Source organism: Rhizorhabdus sp. GW822-FHT03C02, from assembly GCF_058801765.1.
The window spans coordinates 79,104-104,211 of the sequence record NZ_JBXANN010000008.1; the positions used below are offsets into that span (position 1 = coordinate 79,104).

A 25,108-nucleotide genomic window follows, 5' to 3' on the forward strand; every position below is an offset into this window, starting at 1 on the left:
GGTCCTACCTTTTCAATAATGGTCCGTCCAATTGAAAATGCGCGCGGTCGATGACATTATCGGAGGATGGTCGGGACGATCCCTTTGGCGCCACGCCTGCTCCTGGGTTAGGCACGACGCATGGCCACCGATCCGTTCGACCTCAATCTGCGCCATCTGCGCGCGCTGCTGGCGATCGCCGAGCATGGCAGCATCACCACCGCCGCCGAACAGGTCAGCCTGTCGCAGCCCGCGCTGACCCAGGGGCTTGCCAAGCTCGAACAGCAATTCGGCTATGTTCTGTTCGAACGACGATCGGGCGGGATGACCACCACCCCGGTCGGCCAGATCGTGCTCGACCGGGTCAGCGCCGCGATCGACCATATCGCCGCCGGCGCCAAGGGGCTGACCCGGGTGTTCCAGAATCCCGAGCGGCTGATGACGATGACCCAGTTGCGCGCATTCCTCGCGCTGGCCGACGCCGGCAGCTTCACCGCCGCCGCGCACAGCACCGGCCTGTCGCAGACCGCGGTCCACCGCGCGGTCGGCGATCTCGAGCAGGTCACCGGCGGCCAGCTGGTCGAGCGGCGCGGGCGCGGGATATGGCTCAACGCCGCCGGCAAGAAATTGTCGCGCGGCATCCGGCTGGCGGTCGGCGAGATCCACGCCGCGATCGCCGAACTGGGGCTCGAGACCGGCGGCCAGCTGATCGCCTTCGGGGCGCTGCCGCTGTCGCGCCCGTTCCTGGTTCCCGCGGCGATGGCGCGGCTGGCGCAGGAGCAGCCGCAGGCGCGCTTCGAGGTCGTCGAAGGGAGCTGGCGCGAACTGGTCGAGCCGCTGCGCGACGGGCGGATCGACCTGATCGTCGGCGCGGTGCGGCCGTTCGAGATCACCGACCTCCACCAGGTCCCGCTCTACGAGGACCGGCTGGTGATCGCGGTCGGCAGCCAGCACCCGCTCGCCGGCCCCGACATGCCGCCGCTCGACGTGCTGGCCTCCTATCCGTGGATCGTCCCGCCCGCCAACACCCCGCTGCGCGCGATCTGGGAGCGGATGTTCGAAGGCCGGGCGCTGCCGCCGACCCCGATCGAATGCGGATCGGTGATGATCATCGGCCGGCTGCTCACCGACGGCAATTTCCTGACCCTGCTCTCCCCCGACCAGGTCGGGCTGCAGATTCGCAGCGGCCTGCTCGCCCGGGTCGGCCCGCCGCTCCCCGACAGCACCCGGCGGATCGGCATCACCACCCGGCGCAGCTGGCGCCCGACCGCGATGCAGCGGCGCTTCATCGAACTGCTCGGCGAGGTCGGCACCACCGCCCGCGCCAACGATCCCGACAGCCGGATGCTCGGCTGGGTCTAATCCAGCTTGATCCACACCGCCTTCGTCTCGAGATATTCGTCGATCTGGTGCATCCCCGATTCCCGGCCGAAGCCGCTCATCCCATAGCCGCCGAACGGCACCGCCGGATCGAGCATCTGGTAGCAGTTGATCCACACCGACCCGGCGCGGATGCCGCGGGCCATGCGGTGGGCGGTGGCGAGGTCGCGCGTCCAGACCCCGCTGGCGAGGCCGAATTCGGTGGCGTTGGCGCGTTCGAGCACCTCCTCGATCGTGTCGAAGCTGAACGCCGAGAGCACCGGTCCGAAAATCTCCTCGCGGGCGATCGTCATCCCGTCCTCGACCCCGTCGAAGATCGTCGGCTCGATGAAGAAGCCGGCATCGAGCCCCTCGCCCGCCATCCGCTTGCCACCGACCAGCGCCTTTGCCCCCTGCAGTTCGGCGATGTCGATATAGCCGAGGATCTTCTCCATCTGCGGGGCCGACACGACCGGGCCGATCGCGGTGTCGGGATCGAGCGGATCGCCAACCCTGATCGTGCGGGTGTACGCGGCGAGCCGCTCCATGAACTCGGCGCGGATCGACTTATGGACGAACAGCCGGGTCCCCGCGCTGCAGATTTGGCCCGAATTGGCGAACACCGCGGTCGCCGCCGCCGGCACCGCCTTGTCGAGATCGGCATCGGCGAAGACGATGTTCGGCGACTTGCCGCCGAGCTCGACGGTCACCCGCTTCATCGTCGCCGCGGCGGCGCGGATGATCTTCTCGCCGACCCCGGTCGATCCGGTGAAGGCGATCTTGTCGACCCCGGGATGGCTCGACAGCGCCGCGCCGACCGCACCGAGCCCGGTCAGTATGTTGATCACCCCGTCGGGCACCCCGGCCTCGACGCAGAGTTCGCCGAAGCGCAGCGCCGACAGCGGCGACTGTTCGGCGGGCTTCATCACCATCGTGCAGCCGCTGGCAAGCACCGGCCCGGCCTTCCACACCGCCATGCCGACCGGCCCGTTCCACGGGTTGATCGCCGCGACCACGCCGATCGGCTCCTTGAGGGTATGCGACATCACGTCGCCGGGCGCCGAATTGGGCAGGGTCTCACCATGGATCGTCGTCACCTGGCCGGCATAATAACGCAGCAGCGCGCCGGCGCGGGCACGGCCGAGCCGGGTGCGCGACAGCGGCGCGCCGATGTCGAGCGTGTCGAGCATCGCCAGCTCGTCATAATGTTCCTCGACCAGATCGGCGAGGCGCAGCATGATCCGCTGGCGCTCGACCGGCTTCATCCGGCTCCACGGCCCGACGAACGCCCGGCGGGCGGCCGCGACCGCGCGATCGACATCCTCCTGCGCGCCCTCGGCGATCATCGCGAGCAGTTCGCCGGTCGCCGGATTGCGGGTCTCGAAGCGCTTGCCCGACAGCGCGGGCACCCGCTTGCCGTCGATCAGCATGTCCTGGTCGAGGCGGTCGAGAAAGGCCGGCCGCGCGACGATTTTGCCCAATTCCATGATGCTCTCCCTATGCGCCGTTCAGGCGGCGATGTTCGATGTGGCGGCGTCGTCGAGGATGAAGCGCGCCGCGCGCTCGCCGATCATCATTGTCGGCGCGCTGGTGTTGCCGCTGATGATGCTCGGCATGATCGAGGCATCGACCACCCGAAGGCCGGACACCCCGCGCACCCGCAGCCGCTGGTCGACCACCGCCATCGGATCGCTGTCGGGACCCATCTTGCAGGTGCCGGTCGGGTGGTAGGCGGTGTTGACATATTTGCGCAGCGCCGCCTCGATCTCGGCATCGCTGTCGACATCGGCGCCGGGTTCGATCTCGGCGCCCGACAGCGCCGCGAGCGCGGGCTGGCGGGTGATCCGGCGCGCCTCGCGGAAGCCGCGGATCAGCGTGTCGATATCCTCGCGATGCGCGAAGAAATTCGGGTCGATCACCGGCTTGTCGTCGGGCCGCGCGCTCGCCAGCCTGACCGATCCGACGCTCAGCGGCCGCAGCAGCTGGGTCAGGATCATATAGCCATGGGTCGACGGGATCACCCGGGCATTGGCCTTCAACCCGACCAGGAAGGTCATCTGGACATCGGGGCGGTCGCTCGCCGGATCGGTCGCGACGAAGCCGCCGGCCTCGGCGACGTTCGACGCGAGCATGCCGTCGCGGCGCAGCAGATAGCGCAACGGGCTGATCGCGATCCGCGGCAGCGCGCGCGCCGACAGCGCATAGGATTCGGCGGTCGGGTTCTCGACCGAGATATGGACGGTCGGATGGTCCTGGAGATTGGCGCCGACCCCGTCGAGCGGCTGCTGCACATCGATGCCGAGCGCGCGCAGATGCGCCTCGGGCCCAATCCCCGACAGCATCAGCAGCTGCGGCGAGTTGATCGCGCCCGCACACAGCACGATCTCGCGCCCGGCGCGCAGCGTGCGCTGCTCGCCGCCGCGCACGATCTCGATCGCCACCGCCCGGCCGCGGTCGAGGACGATGCGGTGGACGAGGGTCTCGTCGAACACGGTCAGGTTGGGGCGGGCCAGCGCGGGATGGAGGAAGGCGCGCGAGCTCGACAGGCGGATGCCCTTGCGCTGGTTGAGGTCATATTGGCCGAACCCGTCCTGGCGATCGCCGGCGAAATCCTGATTGCGGCGATGCCCCGCCTCGACCGCCGCCTCGACGAAGGCGCGCGCGAGCGGGTTGAACTGGCGCGGCTTGTGGACGTCGAGTTCGCCGCCCGCGCCATGGACCGCGTCGGCGCCGCCTGCATGGTTCTCCATCGCCCGGAAGGCGGGCAGGACGTCGGCATAGCCCCACCCCTCGTTCCCGGCCGCCGCCCAGGCGTCGTAATCGGCGGCCTGGCCGCGGATATAGACGCCGCCGTTGATCGAGCTGCAGCCGCCGAAGATCTTGCCGCGCGGAAAGCCGATCTGGCGGTTGCCGACCGCATCGTTGCCCGAAAGCATATGCTGCCAGTTATATTTGGCGTGCGGCAGCAGGAAGATGTTGCCGACCGGCAGCCGGGTCTTGAAACTGGTCGGAAATTTGCGGTCCGACGGCCCCGCCTCGATCAGCGCGACCTTGACCGCGGGATCCGCCGACAGCCGGTTGGCCATCACGCTGCCGGCCGATCCCGATCCGATGACGATATAGTCGAAGCCGTCGCTGCTGCTCATGCTCATATTCTCACGCCTCGACCGGACTGGCGCGCAGCCGGGGGATATGCCCCCGGACCGCGGCGAAACCGATCGCATTGACCAACATCAGCACGGCGAGCGTGCCGAAGAAACCCGGATTGCCATGGCCGATCAGCAGCGCGCCCATCAGCGCGCTCAGCACCGCACCGACCCGCCCGGCGGCGCCCATCAGCCCGAGACCGCGTGCGCGCACCGCGGTCGGGAAGGCATGGGCGCCGACCGCGAACATCGCCGACTGCGCCGCACTCGCCGACAGGCCGAGCGCGCCGAGCCCGGCGAGCAGCGCCATCTCGTGCCGGCCGCCGGCGACCGGCAGCAGCGCGAGGAACAGGCAGGCGAGCGCGCCGGCGACCGCCATCAGGATCAGCGTGCCGCGCGATCCGAAGCGGATGATCGCGATCGACGCGAGCATCGCCCCGATCGTCCCGCCGATGTTGAAGCTGGTCAGCCCCGAACTCGCGGTCGGCAGGCCGAAGCCCGCGCTCGCGAGCAGGGTCGGCGCCCAGTTGAACATCAGATAGATCATGAACATACCCGCGAACATCGCCACCGACAGCGCCAGCGTGTCGCGCAGCAGCGCCGCGCCGAACAGCGCGCGCATCGGCACGAACGGCGCGGTCGGGTTGGCCGCGCTCGGCAGATGCACCGTCGCCGGCGCGGGATGGCCGATCCGGCGCAGCATCGCGGTCAGTTCGGCGCCACGCGCCGGCCGGCCGGCGAGATAGCGCGGGGATTCGGGCATCGCCATGTGGAGGATCGCGACGAACGCCACCGAGATGCCGCCGCCCAGATAGAAGAGCCAGCGCCAGCCGAGGTCCGGCAGGATCAGCGCGGCGGCGACCCCGCCGAGGATGCCGCCGATCGACACGCAGACCACGCCGAAGGTGACCGCGACGCTGCGCCAGCGCGGCGGCGTGAATTCGGAGATCATCGCCGCCGCGGTCCCGGGAATGCCGCCCAAGCCGACCCCGGCGAGCGTGCGCAGCAGGCCGACCTGGGTCAGGTCGGTCGCGAAACCGGTCAACAGGGTGGCGACGCCGAACACCGCGACGCCGAAGATCAGCGCGCTGCGGCGGCCGAAGCGGTCGCCGACCCAGCCCGAGGCGAGGGTCCCGAACGCCATGCCGACGAAACCCAGCGCGAACACCACGCCGAGCGCCTCGCGGGCGACGCCCCATTCCCGGATCAGCGATGGCGCCGCGAGCCCGAGCATCTGGTTGTCGAGCCCGTCGAGCACCACCGTCGCCGCCGCCATCAGCACCGCCTGCACCTGGAAGGCGGACAATGGCAGATCGTCGAGCAGGCCGGGGGCCGCTTCGGTCGTCACGGCTTGCGCCAAATCAACATCCTCTCGATCGGGGCGATGTCATAAGCAGCGCTCGCGCCTCCCCTAGCCGAAGCCCGCGAGGTCGCCCCATAAGGATCATGGGATGCGCATTCGAAAACAGGGACGATGGCGGCGATCGTCACGCTGTCCACGCCTTGCGGAGGTTATCGATGCAGCGATGGGATGCGTCGGACCGGGACGAATAGTCGCCAGTCGATCGCAAGTCCTTTGCCAGGGTGGCACCATATATCAAATGTCGAGTACCAATGTCGTCGACTTCGATCCTGAACAACAGACCATGATCGAACTATTGGCGGCCTTTTCGTCTTCGGTCAGGAAATGGTCGCGATGGTCGGGGACCCCGTCGAGCACCCGCACCTGGCAGGTCCCGCAAATCCCTTCCGAACAGGCGAAGCCGACATCGATCCCGGCGGTGAGCAGCGCATCGAGCATCGTCTCGCCCTCCTCGACGACGATCCGCTTCTTGCTGCGCGTGCATTCGAGCGCATAGCCGCCCTCGGTCGCCAGCTCGGTCTCGGCCGAGAAATATTCGATATGGGCATGGCCCTTCGGCCGGTCGGCGTTGATCGCGACGAAGGCGTCGAGCATCCCCGATGGACCGCAGCAATAGAGATGGGCGTCGGCGGGCGCCGCGGCGCAGATCGCCTTGAGGTCGAGCCGGCGCCCGTTGGGCACACCGTCATAGGCGATCTCGACCCGGTCATGGTCGGCGACGCGATCGACATAGGCGGCGCGATCGGGGGTCGCCGCGACATAATGCAGCTCCCAGCTGCGGCCGAGCTTCTCGAGCCGGGCGATCATCGGCAGCATCGGGGTGATGCCGATCCCACCCGCGATCAGCACGCTGTGGGAGGCCGTTTCCTCGAGCGGGAAATTATTCTTCGGCGCCGAGATCTCGAGGATCTGGCCGACCCGCCAATGCTCGTGGATATGCCGCGATCCGCCGCGGCCGTCGATCGCATGGTGGACCGCGATCTCGTAATAGCCGCGGATCGCCGGATCGTTGACCAGCGAATAGCTGCGCGCGAGCCCGGGCGAGAGCTGGACGTCGACATGGGCGCCGGGATCGAAGGGCGGGAAGACCTCGCCCGGCATCGGCTCCAATATATAGGAGTTGATCCCCTCCGCTTCCCAGCGGATGTTCCTCAGTCTCGCGTGCATCAGCCTCTCCGTCCGGTGCGTCGCGTGTGGCGATGGATCGACCGGACCGCCCGTGATCGGCGCCCCGGCTCCACCTCAACTCGTATCATCACCTGGTTATTCCTTCGGGTTGTCATCAGCGGCCGGCGCATGGATCGCACCGGCCGCGGCTCAAGCTTACTCGGCCGCCTCGACCTCCTCGCGCGGCCAGCGCACCGCCTTGCCGAGCGCCGCCTCATAGGCGCCCATCAGCGTATCGGCCGGATCGTGGAGGAACGAGCCCGCCCGCGCGCGGTAGAAGATGTCGGGATCGGCGACCCCCGGCGGGACGATCCCCTTGTTCGCCAGCGCGCGCGCCGCGAGCAGCAGGCGACGGCGGGTGCGCGCGATCATCTGGTCGGTCGGGGCGAGATTCTCGAAGCTGTGGTCGGTGATCGGCCCCATGCTCTCGGTCACCGCCTGGTCCTGCATCGTGATGTTCGGGATGCCGGTGAACTGGTGGCCGTTGCGCTGCGATTCGCGGTCGATCGCCCAGTCGTTGGCGATGTTGTCGGTCGACCGCCAGCGGCCATACCAGTCGGTGGTGTTGGGCGCATAGCGGATCGTGTCGTAGAGCGGGGTGCCGTCCTTCAGGGTCGAGGTATAGGCCGGATTGCCGGCATCGACCCCGCCGGTGATGTCGAACAGCATCGAATGCTCGTCGTCCATCGGCACCCAGGCGCGGGCGATCGCGCGGGTGGCGAAGCGATTGTTCGGGGTCTGGGTCCAGAACGGAAACATGAAATGGGCGATGCGCCACGACATCTGGCCGTCGTCATTCGGGCGATAGGCGCCGTACATCACCCCCCAGTCGGCCTGTGCGACCTCATAGTCGGGCGAGCGGTTGAGCACCGTCGGCCGCATCGGATGATCCTCGTCGAGATCGTCGGGATCGAGCGAGCCGACATGGAGGAAGCCGACATGCGAGGTGTCGATGTCGCCCTCGAGCGCCTGCAGCCAGTTGCAGTCGCGCTGCAGGCACCAGATCTCGGAATCGGGGATCATCGTCGCTTCGATCCGCGGCAGCGGCGGCGGATTGGCCTGATCCTCGCCCATATAGACCCAGATCAGCCCGTTGGCCTCGTGAGTCTTGTAGGCCTTGGCGTGGACCTTGTCCTTGAAGTCCTGGCGCGCGGGGACGCTCGGCATGTCGACGCACTTGCCGTCGACGTCGAATTTCCAGCCATGATAGACGCAGCGTATGCCGTTCTGCTCGTTACGGCCGACAAACAAGGACGCGCAGCGATGCGGGCAGCGATGGTCCATGATCCCGACCCGGCCCGAACTGTCGCGGAACGCGATCAGCTTCTCGCACAGGATCAGCAGCCGTACCGGATCGCCATCGGCCTTGACCTCGGACGAGAGCACCGCCGGCATCCAGTACTGGCGCATGAAGCTACCCATCACGGTGCCCGGGCCGACGCGGGTCAAATCAATACTGTCGCTCGACTGCATCTGACATTCTTTCCTTGCAATTTTATTCGGCGGATTCCGCTGGCCCGAAAGGTGAAGTGCCATCCGAAATCGCTTGCCTGTCCAACAAGGCAATAAGCCAGCGATCGCCAAGCGCCTAGATGTTTGCGGGGGTTGGAGCGATCGGAAAGAAGGTCTGTCCATTCGAAAACCGGGATGACGTCTTGCGCACCGCCGCCGGATGCTGTCTGGACCCGTCAGAAGCGGACCTGAATCCGCCGGTTTTTACGAAGGGGAGTCCTGTGGTGCAGACACGATATTCAACCCATTCCGCGCTGGGTGCGCTGGCCATGATGCTGGCGGCGCCGGCCCTTGCGCAGGGTGCGACGGCGCCCGCGCCGGCCGAAACCGCGCCGGCCGGCGAGGCAACGCCGCCCGCCGATGCCGCCGGCAACAGCGGCGCCAATTCCGTGGAGGGCGAGATCATCGTCACCGCGCAGCGCCGCGAATCGACGGTGCGCGAGGTGCCTTTCTCGATCGCGGCCTTCGGCGGCGAGCAGTTGCGCACCCAGCAGGTGTTCAGCCCCGCGGCACTGGTCCAGACCGTGCCCGGCATCACCATCAACACCGCCGACAAGTCGCTGTCGATCGTCGCGATCCGCGGCAACGTCTCGACCTTCCGCACCGCGACGCTCGACACCCCGGTCGCCTTCTTCGTCGACGACGTCTATTATGTGTTCAACAACGACCTGAACTCGAACTTCTACGATGTCAGCCGGGTCGAGCTGCTGCGCGGCCCGCAGGGCACGCTGTTCGGCCGCAACGTCGTCGGCGGCGCGATCGCGGTGGTCACCAACAATCCCGAGATGGACACCGACTATTACGGCCAGGTCACCGGCGGCAACAAAGGCTATCTGCGCACCGAGGGCGCGTTCAACACGATGCTGTCCGAGGACAAGATCGCCGCGCGCATCGCGTTCAGCACCGAACGGTCCGACGGGCTGATCGACACCCCGAACCAGCGCGGCAATTATGGCGATCTCGACAGCTATGCGGTGCGCGGCAAGCTGCTGTTCAAGCCGACCGAGACGCTCAAGATCATCCTCGGCGGCGACTATAGCTATACCAGCGGCAATGGCGGCGCGATCTCGCTCGGCATCGGCGGCGTCCAGCGCATACCGGCGACCTTCGGCAACTTCACCGACGATCACTGGACCAACAACGACTATGCCCGGTCGCCCTTCCACCAGCGGCTGCGCGGCGGCTATCTGCGCGGCGACCTCGACCTGTTCGGCGGTGCGCTGACCGCGATCACCGGCTACCGGATGAACGACAGCTATGCGCTCAACGACGACGTGCCGGTCGGCACGACGGTGCCGGTGTTCGGCCGCGCCCAGGACGTCCGCAACCGCAGCTTCACCCAGGAGGTACGCTTCGCCTCGGCGCCCAACCGCCTCTCCTATGTCGTCGGCGCTTATTATCTGTCCGCCGACGTCTCGACCCAGAACAGCTTCTTCTACAGCCCGCTGCCGGGCAGCTCGACCGCGGTCGCGGCGCGCCCCAACCCGTCGATCACCAACATCAACCGGGTCCAGGACGGCAATGTCCGCAGCCTCGCGGTGTTCGGCGAGGCGACCTTCGAGGTCACCGATCGCTTCGCGCTGGTCGCCGGCGCGCGCTACACCAGCGACCGCAAGAAGATCGACTATCACGCCTTCTCGAACACCGATCCGGGCGCGATCGCGGCCTTCGGCTTCCCCGGCGAAGTGTTCGCCTCGGGCGGCAAGACCTGGAACGCCCTCACCCCGCGCTTCACCGCCAAGTGGAAGCCGGTCGACGCGGTCAACCTCTATGCGACCTATGCGAAGGGCTTCAAGAGCGGCGGCTTCGTCGACAATGCCTATCGCAACCCGACCATTCCGCTCGACCCCGAAAAGGCGGTCAATATGGAAGTCGGCGCCAAGAGCCGCTTCTTCGACAACAAGGTCGATCTGAACGTCTCGATCTTCCGCCAGAAGACCCGGAATCTCCAGAATTTCTCGGGCGCCGGCGGCATCGCCCACACCTATAACGGCACCCTGCTGATGCGTGGTGCCGAGGTGGAATCGGTGTTCCGCCCGTTCGAGGGGATGCGGATCAACTTCAACTATACCCACCTCGACGGCAAATATACGTCGCTGTTCGACCCGCTGGTCAACGTCAACTATTCGGGCAACCCGGCCAAATATGCGCCGCGCGACGCCTTCACGCTGGGCGCCAGCTATGCCGCGAAGCTGCCGAGCGGGGCGACGATCACCCCGCAGGCCGATTTCAACTATTCGGCGCGGATCTCTACCGACGACGCCAACACGCTGCGGCTCTATCCGAACCTGTACAACGACACCAAGGGCCGCACCCTCAACGCGCGGCTGACCTATGACGCGCCCGGCGGCAATTGGAGCGTCGGCGCCTGGGTCAAGAATCTGACCAACAACTACCAGATCCTCCACGCCGACGACATCACCGCCTTCCTGGCGCGTCCCGGCAACGGCACCACCTATTGGAAGATCTTCACCAACACGCCGCGCACCTTCGGCGCGACGATCTCGTTCAAGAAATAGCCGATCCCTCCCTGGGGACGAGCGTGCTCCCGCGCTCCTCCCCATTTTCGTTTCGAGGACTGACATGACCACCGACGATCTCGCGATTCCGCCCAATGGCAGCTTCTCCTTCGTCGGTCGCACCGCGATCGTCACCGGCGGCGCGCGCGGGGTCGGCGAGGCGATCGTGCGCGAATTCCATGCCGGCGGTTGCCGGCTGCTGGTCAGCGACGTCGATCTCGACGCCGCGACCGCGGTCGCCCAGTCGCTCGATCCCAGCGGCGAGACCGCCTTCGCGATCCGCCTCGACGTCCGCGAGAAAGGCGATTTCGAGGCTGCGCTCGCGGCGATCGTCGATCGCTGGGGCAAGCTCGACATCGTCGTCAACAATGCCGGCTATGCCAAGCGCACCCCCACCCCCGACATCACCCCCGAGGAATTCGACGAGATCGTCCGCATCAACATGCGCAGCGTCTTCCTGAGCGCGCAGGTGCTCGCCGACCATATGGTGGCGAACGGCTATGGCCGGATCGTCAACATCACCTCGCTCGCCGGCCAGAATGGCGGCACCGTCGCCTCGCCGCATTATGCCGCATCGAAGGCGGGGGCGATCATGCTCACCAAATATTTCGCGCGCCATCTCGCCGGCACCGGGGTGACCGTCAACGCGGTCTGCCCCGGCCCGATCGACAGCGCCAAGGTGCGGATGTCCCCCGAGACGATCGCGCGGGTCGAAGGCGAGGTGCCGATCGGCCGCTTCATGCAGGTGTCGGAGATCGCCGCGGCGACCGCCCTGCTCGCCTCGGACCGCGGCGGCTTCTTCGTCGGCGCGACCCTCGACATGAATGGCGGCCTCTATCTGCGCTGACACTTAAATCCTCCCTGAAGCGCAGCTTTGGGGAGGGGGGCGGAGTGCGTCACCATGCCGGGGGCATGGTGAAAGCGCGAAGCCGGCTGCGTAGCAGCCGTGGCGAAGCTGGTGGAGGGGTTTTCCGCGCTATCCATGTTGCGCAGACCCCTCCACCGCTACGCGGTCCCCCTCCCCATCTGCGATGGGGAGGATTTAACAGGCTGCGCTCAATATCGCTTATGCCGCGCCCGCTCGCTCCCGGATTTCGAATGGCGATATTGCAATATTATTTGGCCGCATCCCCGCGCGCGCCTATTTTGCGGGACCAACGATAAGGCCGATGCGCCACGTCCCCACGACCTCGGAGAGCCGATCCATGTTCATTCGCAACGCCTGGTATGTCGCCGCTTATGCCGCGGACATCGCCCCCGGCCAGCAGATCGGCCGCAAATATCTCGGCGAGCCGGTGGTGCTGTTCCGCACCGCGTCGGGCGAGATCGCCGCACTCGAGGATCGCTGCAGCCACCGCGCGATGCCGCTGAGCGCGGGCCATGTCGACGGCGAGATCATCCGCTGCTGCTATCATGGCGTCGAGTTCGACAAGCGCGGCGCCTGCACCCGCATCCCCAACCAGAGCCGCATTCCGGCCGCGGCGAATGTCCGCCATTATCCGGTGTGCGAGAAGGACCAGCTCATCTGGATCTGGATGGGCGAAGCCGCGCTCGCCGATCCGGCGACGATCATCGACACCCCCGAACATGACGATCCGCGCTGGACGTGGAAGGCGTTCAACTTCCCGGTCAAGGCCGACTGGCAGTTGCTGGTCGACAACATCATGGACCTGACCCACGTCCCCTACATCCATGCCCGCACGATCGGCGGCAATCCCGAACAACATTATGGCGCCGACACCAAGGTCGACTATGACGGCCGCAAGGTGACCTTGATCCGCCACATGCCCAATTCGGTGCCCCCCAAATCCTATATCGACGCCGGCGGCTTCGAGGGCCGGATCGACCGCTGGCAGGAGGTCCGCTTCGAACCCGGCAAGGGCATGACCCTGCGCGTCAATGCCGGCGGCTGCGACGTCGACACTGGCGCCTATGAGGGCAGGCGCGACCATGGCTTCATGCTCGCCAACAACCATTTCGTGACCCCCGAGACCGAGACCACGACCCATTATCTGTGGACGATCTGCACCACCGCATCGAAGGAAAGCGGCGTGCCCGAGGTGCTGTTCGACCAGTTCTTCGACACGATCAGCGAGGACGAGGTCACCCTCGAGGCGCAGCAGGCCCGGATCAGCGAAACCCCGGGCCGCAAGTTCGTCGGCATCGCCAGCGATGGCGCGGTCAACCAGACCCGGCGGATGCTCGAGGCGATGCACGACGCGGAGACCGGCGCGCTGGTCGCGGCGGAGTAAGCGGGGTAACCTTCGCGGAAGATCGAAGGGGCGGCATCTGCGGGTGCCGCCCTTCTTATTGGTGGTCGACAACCTCTCAATCCGTCATCCCGGACTTGATCCGGGATCTCACTGCCTTCTTCTCCCTGGCCGAAAAGAAGAAAAGAGATCCCGGATCAAGTCCGGGATGACGCAAGGAGAGGTGGCGCCAGCCCCCCTCAGCTCGCCTTCGCCATGTTGATGATCTTCGCCTGGGTGAATTCCTTCATCCCGTCGACGCCCTGCTCGCGACCGATCCCCGACTGCTTCGCCCCGCCGAATGGAATGTCGAACGGCATGTCGAGATGCTTGTTGACCCAGACCGTGCCCGAATGGATCCGCATCGCCACCGCGAAGCCGCGCTCGGGGTCGCTGGTCCAGATCGTGCCGCCGAGCCCGAAATCGCTGTCGTTGGCGCGGGCGATCACCTCGTCGATGCTGTCATAGCCGAGCACCGGAAAGACCGGGCCGAACTGCTCCTCGCGCACCAGCCGGGCGTCGTCGGGCAGGTCGCGGATCACGGTCGGGGCGATGAAATAGCCGGCGCGGTCGATCGGCTCGCCGCCGACCACCACTTTGCCCTGCGCCTTGGCCTCGTCGATCAGGCCGAGCACCTTCTCATATTGCGGCCGGTTCTGGACCGGGCCGATCTGCGCCCCCTGGTTGCGCCCGTCGTCGACCACCGCCGCACGGCCGAGCCGCGCGAATTCGGCGCAGAGATCGTCGAGCATCGCATGCGGCGCATAGACGCGCTTGACCGCCAGGCAGACCTGCCCGGCATTGATCATCGCCGCGTCGAAGATCTTCGGCGCGACGGCCTTCACATCGGCATCGTCGAGGACGATCGCGGCATCGTTGCCGCCGAGTTCGAGGGTGAGCCGCTTGAGCGTCCCCGCGGCACTCGCCATCACCCGCTTGCCGGTCGCGGTCGATCCGGTGAAGCTGACCTTGGCGACGTCGGGATGATCGGTCAGCGCGGCGCCGAGATCATTGGCATCGACGATGATGTTGAGCACCCCGGGCGGCAATATGTCGGCGGCGATCTCCCCGAACAGCGCGGTGGTGAGCGGGGTCGACGGCGCCGGCTTGGCGACCATGGTGTTGCCGATCGCAAGCGCGGGGGCGAGCTTGAGCATCAGCAGGATCACCGGGAAATTCCACGGCGTGATCGCGGCGATCACCCCCAGCGGCACCCGCTGTTCGACGATCCGTTCGACGTCGGTGTCGCGGATCGTCTCGACCGGCAGTTCCTGCGCGGCGAAATAGCGCAGCGCCGCGATCGACCCGCCGATCTCGAACTGCGCCTGCGGGGTCGGCTTGCCCTGTTCGCGGGTCAGCAGCGTGCAGAATTCTTCCTGCCGCGCCTCCATCGCATCGGCGAGCCGCTCGAGCATCGCGCGGCGATCGCCGTGCGGCAGCGCCGACCAGCCCGGAAAGGCCCGCGCCGCGGCGGCAACCGCGGCGTCGAGCTGGGCGGCATCGGCGCGCGCGCAACGCTCGAAGACCGCGCCGGTCGCCGGATCGATCACCTCGATCGTCGAGGCACCCTCGACCAGCCTGCCGTCGATCAACAATCTGTAGCTCATGACGATGTCCTTGCGCTGACGAAAAAAGGGACGCCGGTCAGGTGCAGTGCCGGCGTCCAGGGGGAGGATATCAAGGGATGAGAGCCGCTCAGAAGCGCGCCGAGGCCGACACGCCATAGGTGCGCGGGCGCCCGGCGAAGCGGACGGTGGTGTCGGTGATGCGGGTCGCGTTGGTCCAGTAATATTGGTCGAACAGGTTCCGGACATAGGCCGTCACCTTGTATTTCTTGCCGTCGAAGCTGGCGCCGGCGCGCAGATCGACCAGCGCATAATCGTCGATCTTCAATCCACCGCGCGCGCTCAGATCGGCCGACGGGGTGAGCCGCGAATTGCCGAGCACCGCCTTGGTCGCGCTCTGGTAGCTCATGTTCGCGCCGATGAACGGCGAGACCGTCGCACTTGCCTCCCACTGATATTGGATATCGGCGACGCCCTGATATTTGGGGGTGTAGGGGAAGGCCGATCCGCCGAAATTGGTGAGGTTGCCATAGCTGTCATAGTTGCGGAAATCGCCGCGCACCTTGGTGTCGATATAGGTGCCGGCGAGGCTGAGGGTCAGCCCGCGCGCCGGTGCCAGATCGATCTGGATCTCGCCGCCCTTGACCGAGGATTTGGGGACGTTGACCAGCGCCTCGAGCGGCCCGAACACATCGGGATTGGCGACCACCCGGCCCTTCAGCTGCTTGTCGCGATAATCGTAATAGAAGATCGCGCCGTTGACCTGGGCGATCCGGCCGATCGTCGCCTTCACCCCCGCCTCATAGGCGATCACCGATTCCTGGGTGACCGGGTCGAACTGCGCGGCGTCGCTCGCCGACAGCAGCGGGAAGCTGCCCGACTTGTAGCCGCGGCTGGCCGAGGCATAGAGCAGCAGGTCGCGGCTCGGCTTGTAATCGATGCCCGCGCGCCACGAGATATTGTCCTCGTTCAGCTTGCCCTGGACCTCGCCCGCGGTCAGCGTCGCCGAATTGATCGTGACGCAGGCGCCGGCCGGGATCGCGATCGCGGACAGCCCGACGCTGCCGCGGATGAAGTTGAGCAGATTCTGGATGCCCTGCCCCAGCGCGAAGCCGCGATCGGCGGTGCAGCCGCGGAAATCGATCCTGGTATCGGTATAGCGGATGCCGCCATGCAGGGTGATCCGGTCGCCGATGTCGTAATCGACGTTGGCGAACACCGCCTTGTTGTCGAACTTCTGGTGGCTGTATTGCGCATAGACGAAGAAGGGGATCGGGCTCAGCCCGGCGTCGACCAGCTGATAGGCCGATGTCGCGTCGGTATAGGGCCCCGAATTGTCCTGCTGGAACGCCTTTTCGCGCGCATAATTGCCGCCGACGATGAAGCTCAGATCGTCGCCGACCTTCCCCTGCAGGCGCAGTTCCTGCGAGAAGGAGGTGATCTTGCCGACGGTGTTGTAGAAATAATCGCGCAGCGCGACGCCGTCGGGGTCGAGATCGGTGTCGTGATGATAGCGCGAATAAGCGGTGATCGAGGTCGCGGTCAGGTCGTCGCCGAGTTCGACGTCGCCGCGCAGCGAGCCCTGGTAGAACCAGTTGTCGCGCTTGGGCTCCTGCCCCACGCTCCAGTCGGCGTCGCGGTTGTTCTCGGGCGCGCGCGGATAGGTGGCGAGCGTGCCGAGCCGCGCCGGATTGCCGAGCGGCACCACCCCGATCAGCTGCGCGGCCTGGCCGTCGCTCTTGTCGACGAAACCGTTGAGGTTGAGCTCGAACGACACCCGGTCGGTCGGCTTGTAATCGAGCAGCAGCCGCCCGGTGCTGAAATTGCTGCCGCCGAGCTTGGCGTTACGGGTGTAGCTGCGCTGCCAGTCGCCGCCCTGTTCGGTGCGCGCCGCGACCCGCGCGGTGAGCGTGTCGGACAGCGGCCCGCTGACGAACCCGCCGAGCGAGACCTTGCCGAAACGCTCGATCCCCGCATCGATCCCGGCCTTGAGCGTGGTCGTCGGCTTGGCGGCGATATAGTTGATCGCACCGCCGGTCGAATTCGATCCGAACAGGGTGCCCTGCGGCCCCTTGAGCACCTCGACCCGTTCGAGGTCGAGCGTCGCGCCGCGGGTCAGCACCGAAAAGGCCAGCGGCACCTGGTCGAGATAGACGCTGACCGTCGACTTGGCGGCAAGGCTGGTGTCGTAGAAGCCGATGCCGCGCAGGGTGAACACCGGGGTCGCATAAGCGCTCTCGGTGTAGCTGAAGCCCGGCACGATCTTCGCCAGATCGCTGACGTCCTTGACCCCCTGGCTGGCGAGCTTGTCGCCCGACGCCGCGGTCACCGACAGCGGCACGTCGTTGAGCGCCTGCTCGCGCTTCTGCGCGGTGACGACGATCTCCTCGAGACCGCCGGTGTCGGCGCCGGTCGCCGCCGCCGCCGCGGGTTCGGCGGGCGCGGGCGCCGTCTGGACCTGGGCCTGCGCCATCGTCGCGGACATGAGGCCGAGCGTCGAAACGCCGGCGAGAATAAGCGTGCTGCTCTTCATGACTATCCTCCTCTGGACCGCCCGTTTCTTGTCCTGGGTCGGTCTTCTTGTTCGTTGGGGACGGGGTGTTCGAAAATCGTCGGGTGCGGGCGCCGACGGTGCAGGCCGCCGGCGCCCCGGCAGGTCATTTCTTGCGGAAGCGGATCGGCAGCCTTTTGTAGCCGCCGACGAAATTGGTCTCGACCAGCTTGGGTTCGCCGGCGAGCTCGACCGAGGCCAGATGCGGCATCAGTTCCTCGTAGAGCACCCGCATCTCGAGCTTGGCGAGATGCTGGCCCAGGCACATATGCGGGCCGAAGCCGAAGGCGATGTGCGGATTGGGGCCGCGGCGCACGTCGAAGCGGTTCGGATCGTCGAACACCTCCTCGTCGCGATTGCCGGAAGGGTAGCACATCATCAGCCGGTCCATCGCGCCGATCGCCTGGCCGCGCACGCTGGTGTCGGCGGCGGCGTTGCGCATGAAATGCTTGACCGGGCAGCTCCAGCGCAGCGCCTCGTCGATCATCGGCCGGATCATCGCCGGGTCCGACTGCACCAGGTCGAACTGGCCGGGGAAGCTGATCATGCCGTGCATGCCGCCCGCGGTCGTCGACGAGGTCGTGTCATGGCCGGCGGTCGCGATCGCGACATAATAGCCATTGGCCTCCTCGCGCGGGATCGGCTGGCCGTTGACGGTCGAATTGGCGATCAGCGACAGCAGGTCGTCGGTCGGGTTCCTGCGGCGCTCGGCGCTCAGCACGTCGAAATATTCGTAGAAGTCCTGCAGCGAGGCATACCACATCTTCGCCGCCGCGACCGGATCGTCGACCATCTCGTCGCGCTGTTCCTCGGGGTCGTGGACCCCGAAAAACTCCTGGGTGAGCTTGAGCATGCGCGGCTCGTCCTCGGGCGGAACCCCGAACAGCGACATGATCACCCGCAGCGGATAATGGAGCGCGAAATCCTGGACGAAATCGCATTCGCCGTCGAAGCTCAGCAGATGGTCGACCGACCGGCGCGCAAGCGTCCGGATCTGCGCCTCGAGCTTGGCGATCCGCCCGGGCAGGAACCAGTTCGACGTGATCGAACGGTAGGCGCCATGCTCCGGATGATCCATATAGGTTAGCGACGAGATCACCTTCAGCGACCCGTCGTTGATCGACCGGGTGAAGGCGTCACCGGCCCTGTCGGTCAATACGGTGTTGTGGTCGCCGCTGCGGAACAGCTTCGAATCGCGCTCGATCGCCTTGATGTCGGCATGTTTGCTGACGAGCCAGATCGGATCATAGCCTTCGACCTCGGCGACGCCGAGCGGCATATTCTCGCGCAGCCATTTGAGCGCCGGATAGATTACCGCATCGTCGGCATAGGATTTCGGCGAAATCACGATGCCGGCAATGTCGTCCGGCACTTTCGGACGGCTGTTCAGGTGCACGATCGTCGCCATCTCGTTCCTCATCCTGCCCGGGGCGGCCGCGGTGCGGCGCTCCATAGGTCCTACCATTTTGGCTTGTTTTACGTATTACGTTGACGCAATACGTAACTGGATTCGCCGACCTGTCAAAGCGAAAAATGCGCGAACGACGAAAATGGTCGGACCATCGTCCGGGAGAGGAAGCTTATGGAGATTTCAGCCGCCATCGTCCGCGAAGCCGGCGGGCCGTTCACGATCGAACCGCTGACGCTCGAGGATCCGGCCCCGGGCGAGGTCCGGGTGCGGATCGTCGCGACCGGGCTGTGCCACACCGATCTCGTCGTCCGCGACCAGATCCTGCCGACCCCGCTGCCCGCGGTGCTCGGCCATGAGGGGTCGGGGATCATCGAAGCGGTCGGCACCGATGTCCGCGATCTCGCGCCCGGCGATCCGGTGGTGCTCGGCTTCGCCGCGTGCCGCGCCTGCGCCTCGTGCCGGGCGGGCGAGCCCAGCTATTGCAGCCAGTTCGCCGCGCTCAATTTCGGCGGCCGCCGCGCCGACGGATCGACCGCGCTGCGCGATGCCGACGGTCCGGTGTCGAGCCATTTCTTCGGCCAGTCATCCTTCGCCACCCACGCGCTGGTCGCCGCGCACAATGTCGTGAAGGTGCCCGCCTCGGCACCGCTGGCGCTGCTCGGCCCGCTCGGCTGCGGAATCATGACCGGCGCCGGCGCGGTGTTCAACACCCTCGGGGTCGGCGCCGGAGACTCGGTGCTGGTGAGCGGCGGCGGCCCGGTGGGGCTGAGCGGGGTGATGGCCGCCGCCGCGGTCGGCGCCGGCACGATCATCCTAGTCGATCCGCTGGCATCGCGCCGCGACTTCGCGCTGGACCTCGGCGCGACCCATGTCGTCGATCCGGCGGCGGGCGACGTCGCCGCCGCGGTGCGGGCAATCCTGCCCGACGGCGTATCGCGCATCCTCGAAAGCTCGGGCCATCCGGCGGCGATCGAGGCGGCGGTTGCGGTGCTCGGGGTGCGCGGCCGGCTGGCGATGGTCGGGGTCCCCAAGACGCTCGACACGACGATCACGATCGCGCCGCTACCGCTGCTGTCGCTCGGCGCGTCGATCTGCGGGGTGACCGAGGGCGACGCCGATCCGCGGCTGTTCGTGCCCAGGCTGATCGCGCTCTACGCGGACGGCCGCTTCCCGTTCGACCGGCTGATCACCCTCTATCCGCTCGCCGAGATCAACCGCGCGATCGCGGACCAGCACGCCGGCCGCTGCGTGAAGGCGGTGCTGACGATGTAGTCGGGACGACACCGGGTGGCGCGAGGATCGTCTCGGCGGTCTCGCCCGTCCGGATCGCGCGCAGGAATTCCTTGCGGCGCAACAGCCCGAAGAAATTGAGCATCAGCGGCAGCGCCTGCTCGATCATCGCCGCCGCCGCGTCCTCGTCGATCCGGCCCTCGGTGCGGTCGAGGAAGGTTCGCGCCTCCCAGCCCGCGACGAACTTCGCCGCCTCGACATAGAAGTCGAGCATCTTCGGCCGGAAATCGAGCTTCTCGAGAAAGCCGCGGTTGCGCATCTCGCCCCAGATCGAAATCAGCTCGGCATCGCTGATCGTCACCGCGTCGCCGCTGTCACCCCCCTCGCCCGCCCGGACGATCTCGATCGCGCCGAAGCCGGCAAGCGCGCGAGCATCCTTGCGGGCATGCGCATAACGTAGCGCGAGTTGATCGAGCGAGACGAGATGGTCGTCGAGCCCGACCCGCGCCGCGACGAGTTGCTCGAGATGCGAGAAGGCATTGGCGCTGACCCGCTGGTCGGCGGGGCCGCCATCCATCATCGCCCGGATCTGCGGCAGCGTCAGCCGGCTGTCCTGTTGCAGCCGCCGCACCGCCGCGATCGCCTTGACATGCTCCTCGCCATAATCGGCGACCGTCTTGCCGGTGCGGGTCGGCGGCGGGATCAGCTCATGGCGCAGATAGACGCGGATCGTCTCGCGATGGACCCCGGTCCGCTGCTCGAGTTCGCGCATCTTCATTGCGTTGCTAGAGCACGCAATATCACCGATGGGCAAGATGCGGCGTGGCAAAGTGCGGGCCGCATCTTGAGATTGGAGGATAGCGCCGCTTCCTTCGGCCGCGCTAACGATCGCGAACCTTATTTGGACGAGCGGGCGCCGGTGCGGGCACGATCACGCAGGCTGGCGAAATATTGTTCGTCGGCGATCCCGGTGGGCGCCGAAGCGGCGCCCTCCAGCAACAGCCGCCGCAGTTTTTCCAAATCCGGGCTGATGGCGCTTCGGCGTCCTTCGGTCATCGACCACCTTCCATCGCTCGCGTGACATCCTGAGGATATTCGGCACGGATACAGCCTGGCAAGCTCATGGTTCACCTCCGCCGGCCTTCATGGTAGCGGTCGGGCGTGAGCAAAATCCAGCGCAAGACAGCCACGATCGACACCGCCGCCATCGAAGCCGATCCCAAACCGGCGCGGCGCAAGCGGCGGACGCCCGAGGAGATCATGGACCGGCTGATGGCGGCCGCGCGCACCTCGTTCGAGGCCAATGGCTATGCCGGCGCCACCACCGCGGCGATCGCCGCACTCGCGGACATCACCGAGGCGCAGCTGTTCCGCTATTTCCCGTCGAAGGCCGACTTGTTCCGCGAGGCGGTGTTCGAGCCGCTCAACCAGCATTTCGACGCGTTCAACGCGCGCCACCTGACCAGCTTCGACGATCCCGAGATCGATCGGGACCAGGCCCGGCTCTACATCGCCGAGCTCCAGCAATTCCTGACCCAGCATTCGAAGATGCTGATGTCGCTGTTCGTCGCCCAAACCTATCGTCCCGACAGCACCGAAGGCGTCGCCGGGATCGACAGCCTGCGCGCCTATTTCGAGCGCGGCGCCGCGACGATGCGGCGGCGGGCCGCCGGCAACGACACCAGGGTCGATCCGCGGCTGATGGTGCGGGTGTCGTTCGCCGCGGTGATGGCGAGCGTGCTGTTCCGCGACTGGATCTTTCCGCCGGGGCTCGCCAGCGAGACCGAGATCGACGATGCGATCAGCGCCTTCGTGATCGACGGCATCGGATCGGCCGCATGGCATCATGAGGAGTAGAACCGGATGACGGTCCGCGCATGAGTCTCGACTCGGTCCGGGCGTTCCTCGCCCAGCACGCCCCCGATCTTGCGATCATCGAACAGGATGCGAGCACCGCGACCGTTGCCGAGGCGGCGGCGACATTGGGCGTCGAGCCCGGACGGATCGCCAAGACGCTGTCGGTGCGGGTCAATGATGCGGTGATGCTGGTCGTCGCGCGCGGCGACGCCCGGCTCGACAACCGCAAGACCAAGGCCGCGCTTGGCGGCCGCCCACGCATGCTCGGCGCCGAGGAGGTCGAGGCGTTGACCGGGCATCCGGTCGGCGGGGTCTGCCCGTTCGGGCTCGCCACCCCGCTGCCGATCTATTGCGACCATTCGCTGCGCGATTTCGACATCGTCTATCCCGCCGCCGGATCGCGCACCGCGTCGGTGCGGATCACTCCCGATCGCCTAGTGGAAATCACCGGTGCGGCCTGGGCCGATCTCTGCCAGGACAGCGCGTCCGATTAAACGAAGCCCTTGGGTTGGTGGCATTTTCCGCACGACCGGCCTCGCGCTTCCGGTCGGTTATTTTGGCGTTCATCGCGACCATCGCAGGGATGACAAATGCCGGATCGGCCATCATGATGGTGTCGGACCGGCAAACGAAGACAATGAAAGGCGACGGCCGTGCACGAACTCGACGACGAGGCATCCTATTTCCTCGAACGGGCCAGACAGGAACTCGAACGCGCCGCCGGCGCCGAACATCCGCAGGCCGTCGCCGCCCATCGCGCGCTGTCCACGCGCTATTCGGTCAAGGCGCTGCTCACCCAGGCCGAGGCCGGCGAGGAACCGGCCAAGGCTTTCCCGCAGCTCGACAAGCCCGCATCGCCCACCGGCCGATAATCGGACTCGCTATTCGGCAGCCTCGGCGAAGGCCGGCGCCCGGCGCGGTCCGGCCAGCTCTTCAGGCGCGAAATCGTCGACCGCGATCACCTCGGCGACCGCCTTGTCGGCGGCCTCGATCGACGCGCGTTCGGCGGCGCTGATCAGGCCCCGCGCCTCGGCCTCGTTGCGGTCGCCGATCTTCGCCTTGCGCAGCCGGTCGTGGATCTCCTGCGTCGCGACCACCTTCTCGAACGCCTCGGTCAACCTTGCCACCGGTTCCTCGGGCCCGCCGATGAAGACATTGTCGACCAGCCGCTCGCGGGTCGCCGACGGTTCCAGCAGCAGGTCGGCGCATTGCCGGATCAGCCGGTCCGACGGTCCGCGCCGCCGGCGTCCGAACGGCATGACGAACAGCCGCAGCATCCAGCCGACCGGACGCGCGGGAAAATTGGCGATGATCTCGTCGAAACGCTGCTCGATCGTCGCGAAGCCGCTTTCACAGGCATAAGCGAGCAGCGGGAAATCGGCCGCCTGCCGGCCTTCATCCTCCCAGCGCTTGAGCGCGCCTGACAGAAGATAGAGTTCGGAGAGGATGTCGCCGAGCCGCGCCGACAGAAGTTCGCGCCGCTTGAGCTCGCCGCCCAGGGTCAGGAAGGCGATGTCCGAGGTGAAGGCGAAGGCCGCGGCATAGCGGCTGAGCTGGCGATAGAAGCGGGTTGCGCGCCCGGCCCTGGGCGCCGGCGCGAACAGCCCGCCCGACCAGCTCCGCACGAAGGTGCGGATCGCGGTCTTGAGCGAGTGGCCGACATGTTTCCACAAGACCCGGTCAAAATCGGCGAGCGCCCGGTCGCGATCGGCCTCGCCGACCGCGCGAATCTCGTCGAGCAGATAGGGATGCGACCGGATCGCGCCCTGGCCGAACACCATCAGGCTGCGGGTCAATATATTGGCGCCCTCGACGGTGATCCCGACCGGGACCGCGCGATAGAGGCTGGCCAGATAGTTGCGCGGCCCCTCGATGATCGCCTTGCCGCCATGGACGTCCATGGCGTCGTTGACGACAACCCGCATCCGCTCGGTCGCATGCAGCTTGAGGATCGACGAGATCACCGCGGGGTGGCGGCCCATGTCGAGCCCGGCGCAGGTCAGCCGCCGCGCGCCGTCGAGCAGATAGGCGTTGCCGGCGATCCGCGCGAGCCGCTCCTGGATGCCCTCGAACCGGCCGATCGGCAGGTTGAACTGGGTGCGTATCCGCGCATAGGCGCCGGTCGCATGCGCGGCGAAGGCGGCGCCCGCCGCCGACAGCGACGGCAGCGAGATCGCCCGGCCCGCCGCGAGCGCGCTCATCAGCATCTTCCAGCCCTGGCCGACCCGCTCGACCCCGCCGATGATATGATCTAGCGGCACGAACACATCCTCGCCCTGGTTGGGGCCGTTCTGGAAACTGTGCAGCGACGGGATATGGCGCCGCCCGATCGTGACTCCGGGCAGGCCGGTCGGGATCAGCGCGACGGTGATGCCGATCTCCTCCTGCTCGCCCAGCAGATGGTCGGGATCGCGCAGCTTGAAGGCGAGGCCGAGGATCGTCGCGACCGGCCCCAGGGTGATATAGCGCTTGTTCCAGGTGAGGCGCATGCCGAGCACCTCCTTGCCCTGCCATGGGCCACGGCACACCACCCCCTCGTCGACCATCGCCGCGGCGTCCGATCCGGCCTCGGGACTGGTCAGCCCGAACGCCGGGATCTCGCGCCCATCGGCGAGCCGCGGCAGCCAGTGGCTTTGCTGCTCGGGCGTACCGAAGCGCAGGATCAGCTCGCCCGGCCCGAGCGAGTTGGGCACCATCGCGGTCACCGCCAGCGACACCGACCGGGTCGCGATCTTCCGCACGACTTCGCTGTGCGCGAAGTTGGAGAAGCCCAGCCCGCCATGCGCCTTGGGGATGATCATCCCGAAGAATTTCTCGCGCTTCAGATAATCCCAGGCCTCCGCCGGCAGGTCATGCGTCTGCGATGTCATCGTCCACTCGTCGACCATCGCGCACAGCCGCTCGACCGGTCCGTCGAGAAAGGCCTGCTCCTCGCCGGACAGCCTGGCCAGCGGAACGCCAAGCAGTTGCGCCCAATCCGGATTGCCGGTGAACAAGGCCGCATCCCACCAGGTATCGCCGGCATCGATCGCCTCGCTCTCGGTGGCGGACAGCGTCGGGATCACCCCCTCGACCAGCGAGAAGATCGGGCGCGAAACCAGGTCACGGCGGACGGACGGGAGCGGCATGGGAGACATCCTTTCGGATGCCTCAACGCCGGGATGCTATTGAACGATCCCGGGAATTCGCCCGACGACGCG

At 66.9% G+C, this 25,108-nt stretch carries 19 protein-coding genes; 8 read left to right on the top strand and 11 right to left on the bottom strand.

All coding sequences use genetic code 11. From position 1 onward, the window contains the following. The first annotated feature begins 120 nt into the window (after positions 1-120). Positions 121-1,341: a LysR family transcriptional regulator gene (locus AC1RM6_RS19460; RefSeq protein ID WP_493104242.1), complete on the top strand. Its 1,221-nt coding sequence runs from the start codon at positions 121-123 to the stop codon at positions 1,339-1,341. Here AC1RM6_RS19460 and AC1RM6_RS19465 read toward each other — a convergent pair. From AC1RM6_RS19465 to AC1RM6_RS19485, 5 genes are all read right to left on the bottom strand, one after another. Beyond that, entirely contained in the window at positions 1,338-2,825 is a 1,488-nt protein-coding gene (locus AC1RM6_RS19465; protein WP_493104246.1) for an aldehyde dehydrogenase family protein, read from the bottom strand. The genes AC1RM6_RS19460 and AC1RM6_RS19465 overlap by 4 nt on opposite strands. Positions 2,826-2,846: 21 nt before the next feature. After that, a complete protein-coding gene (locus AC1RM6_RS19470; RefSeq protein ID WP_493104248.1) occupies positions 2,847-4,484 on the bottom strand; it encodes a GMC family oxidoreductase in 1,638 nt (545 codons plus the stop codon). A gap of 10 nt (positions 4,485-4,494) precedes the next feature. Beyond that, positions 4,495-5,832 carry an MFS transporter gene (locus AC1RM6_RS19475; protein WP_493104250.1) on the bottom strand — a complete coding sequence of 446 codons (1,338 nt, stop codon included), beginning with the start codon at positions 5,830-5,832 and terminating at the stop codon, positions 4,495-4,497. Positions 5,833-6,081: 249 nt separating this feature from the next. After that, entirely contained in the window at positions 6,082-7,014 is a 933-nt protein-coding gene (locus tag AC1RM6_RS19480) for a PDR/VanB family oxidoreductase (protein WP_493104252.1), read from the bottom strand. Positions 7,015-7,170: 156 nt separating this feature from the next. Continuing rightward, entirely contained in the window at positions 7,171-8,436 is a 1,266-nt protein-coding gene (locus AC1RM6_RS19485; RefSeq protein WP_493104254.1) for a Rieske 2Fe-2S domain-containing protein, read from the bottom strand. Between the two features lie 311 nt (positions 8,437-8,747). Here AC1RM6_RS19485 and AC1RM6_RS19490 point away from each other — a divergent pair, with 311 nt between their 5' ends. The 3 genes from AC1RM6_RS19490 to AC1RM6_RS19500 all read left to right on the top strand — a co-directional run bounded on the left by AC1RM6_RS19490 (position 8,748) and on the right by AC1RM6_RS19500 (position 13,297). Further along, on the top strand, positions 8,748-11,045 hold the full coding sequence (locus AC1RM6_RS19490; RefSeq protein ID WP_493104256.1) for a TonB-dependent receptor: 2,298 nt from the start codon (positions 8,748-8,750) through the stop codon (positions 11,043-11,045). 64 nt (positions 11,046-11,109) lie between these two features. Next, on the top strand, positions 11,110-11,892 hold the full coding sequence (locus AC1RM6_RS19495; protein WP_493104258.1) for an SDR family NAD(P)-dependent oxidoreductase: 783 nt from the start codon (positions 11,110-11,112) through the stop codon (positions 11,890-11,892). A 358-nt stretch (positions 11,893-12,250) separates the two neighbouring features. After that, positions 12,251-13,297 carry a Rieske 2Fe-2S domain-containing protein gene (locus AC1RM6_RS19500; protein ID WP_493104260.1) on the top strand — a complete coding sequence of 349 codons (1,047 nt, stop codon included), beginning with the start codon at positions 12,251-12,253 and terminating at the stop codon, positions 13,295-13,297. Between the two features lie 197 nt (positions 13,298-13,494). Here AC1RM6_RS19500 and AC1RM6_RS19505 read toward each other — a convergent pair whose 3' ends face one another. From AC1RM6_RS19505 to AC1RM6_RS19515, 3 genes are all read right to left on the bottom strand, one after another. After that, positions 13,495-14,901: an aldehyde dehydrogenase family protein gene (locus AC1RM6_RS19505; RefSeq protein WP_493104262.1), complete on the bottom strand. Its 1,407-nt coding sequence runs from the start codon at positions 14,899-14,901 to the stop codon at positions 13,495-13,497. Between the two features lie 88 nt (positions 14,902-14,989). Then, complete coding sequence (locus tag AC1RM6_RS19510) at positions 14,990-17,392, bottom strand: TonB-dependent receptor (protein WP_493104264.1); 2,403 nt, start codon at positions 17,390-17,392, stop codon at positions 14,990-14,992. A gap of 124 nt (positions 17,393-17,516) precedes the next feature. Continuing rightward, positions 17,517-18,818: a cytochrome P450 gene (locus AC1RM6_RS19515; protein WP_493104266.1), complete on the bottom strand. Its 1,302-nt coding sequence runs from the start codon at positions 18,816-18,818 to the stop codon at positions 17,517-17,519. 174 nt (positions 18,819-18,992) lie between these two features. Between AC1RM6_RS19515 and AC1RM6_RS19520 the strand changes: the two genes are divergently transcribed. Beyond that, positions 18,993-20,093 (top strand): NAD(P)-dependent alcohol dehydrogenase, encoded by a 1,101-nt coding sequence (locus AC1RM6_RS19520; RefSeq protein ID WP_493104268.1) that lies wholly within the window; start codon positions 18,993-18,995, stop codon positions 20,091-20,093. On the opposite strand, the gene AC1RM6_RS19525 is transcribed toward AC1RM6_RS19520, so the two are convergent. Beyond that, the gene (locus tag AC1RM6_RS19525) at positions 20,032-20,829 is read right to left on the bottom strand and encodes a MerR family transcriptional regulator (RefSeq protein WP_493104270.1); all 798 of its coding nucleotides are present in this window, start codon (positions 20,827-20,829) and stop codon (positions 20,032-20,034) included. The two genes, AC1RM6_RS19520 and AC1RM6_RS19525, sit on opposite strands and share 62 nt — an antisense overlap. Positions 20,830-20,948: 119 nt before the next feature. Next, positions 20,949-21,107, bottom strand: coding sequence for a hypothetical protein (locus AC1RM6_RS19530; RefSeq protein WP_493104272.1), 159 nt, complete (start codon positions 21,105-21,107; stop codon positions 20,949-20,951). A gap of 105 nt (positions 21,108-21,212) precedes the next feature. Here AC1RM6_RS19530 and AC1RM6_RS19535 point away from each other — a divergent pair, with 105 nt between their 5' ends. The 3 genes from AC1RM6_RS19535 (at position 21,213) to AC1RM6_RS19545 (ending at position 22,780) form a co-directional block, all read left to right on the top strand. Continuing rightward, positions 21,213-21,908, top strand: coding sequence for a TetR family transcriptional regulator (locus AC1RM6_RS19535; protein WP_493104273.1), 696 nt, complete (start codon positions 21,213-21,215; stop codon positions 21,906-21,908). A gap of 20 nt (positions 21,909-21,928) precedes the next feature. Then, positions 21,929-22,402: a YbaK/EbsC family protein gene (locus AC1RM6_RS19540; RefSeq protein ID WP_493104274.1), complete on the top strand. Its 474-nt coding sequence runs from the start codon at positions 21,929-21,931 to the stop codon at positions 22,400-22,402. A 159-nt stretch (positions 22,403-22,561) separates the two neighbouring features. Further along, positions 22,562-22,780, top strand: a complete 219-nt coding sequence (locus AC1RM6_RS19545; RefSeq protein WP_493104276.1) for a hypothetical protein — start codon at positions 22,562-22,564, stop codon at positions 22,778-22,780. A gap of 9 nt (positions 22,781-22,789) precedes the next feature. On the opposite strand, the gene AC1RM6_RS19550 is transcribed toward AC1RM6_RS19545, so the two are convergent. Further along, positions 22,790-25,036 carry an acyl-CoA dehydrogenase gene (locus AC1RM6_RS19550; RefSeq protein WP_493104278.1) on the bottom strand — a complete coding sequence of 749 codons (2,247 nt, stop codon included), beginning with the start codon at positions 25,034-25,036 and terminating at the stop codon, positions 22,790-22,792. Between the last annotated feature and the right edge of the window lie 72 nt (positions 25,037-25,108).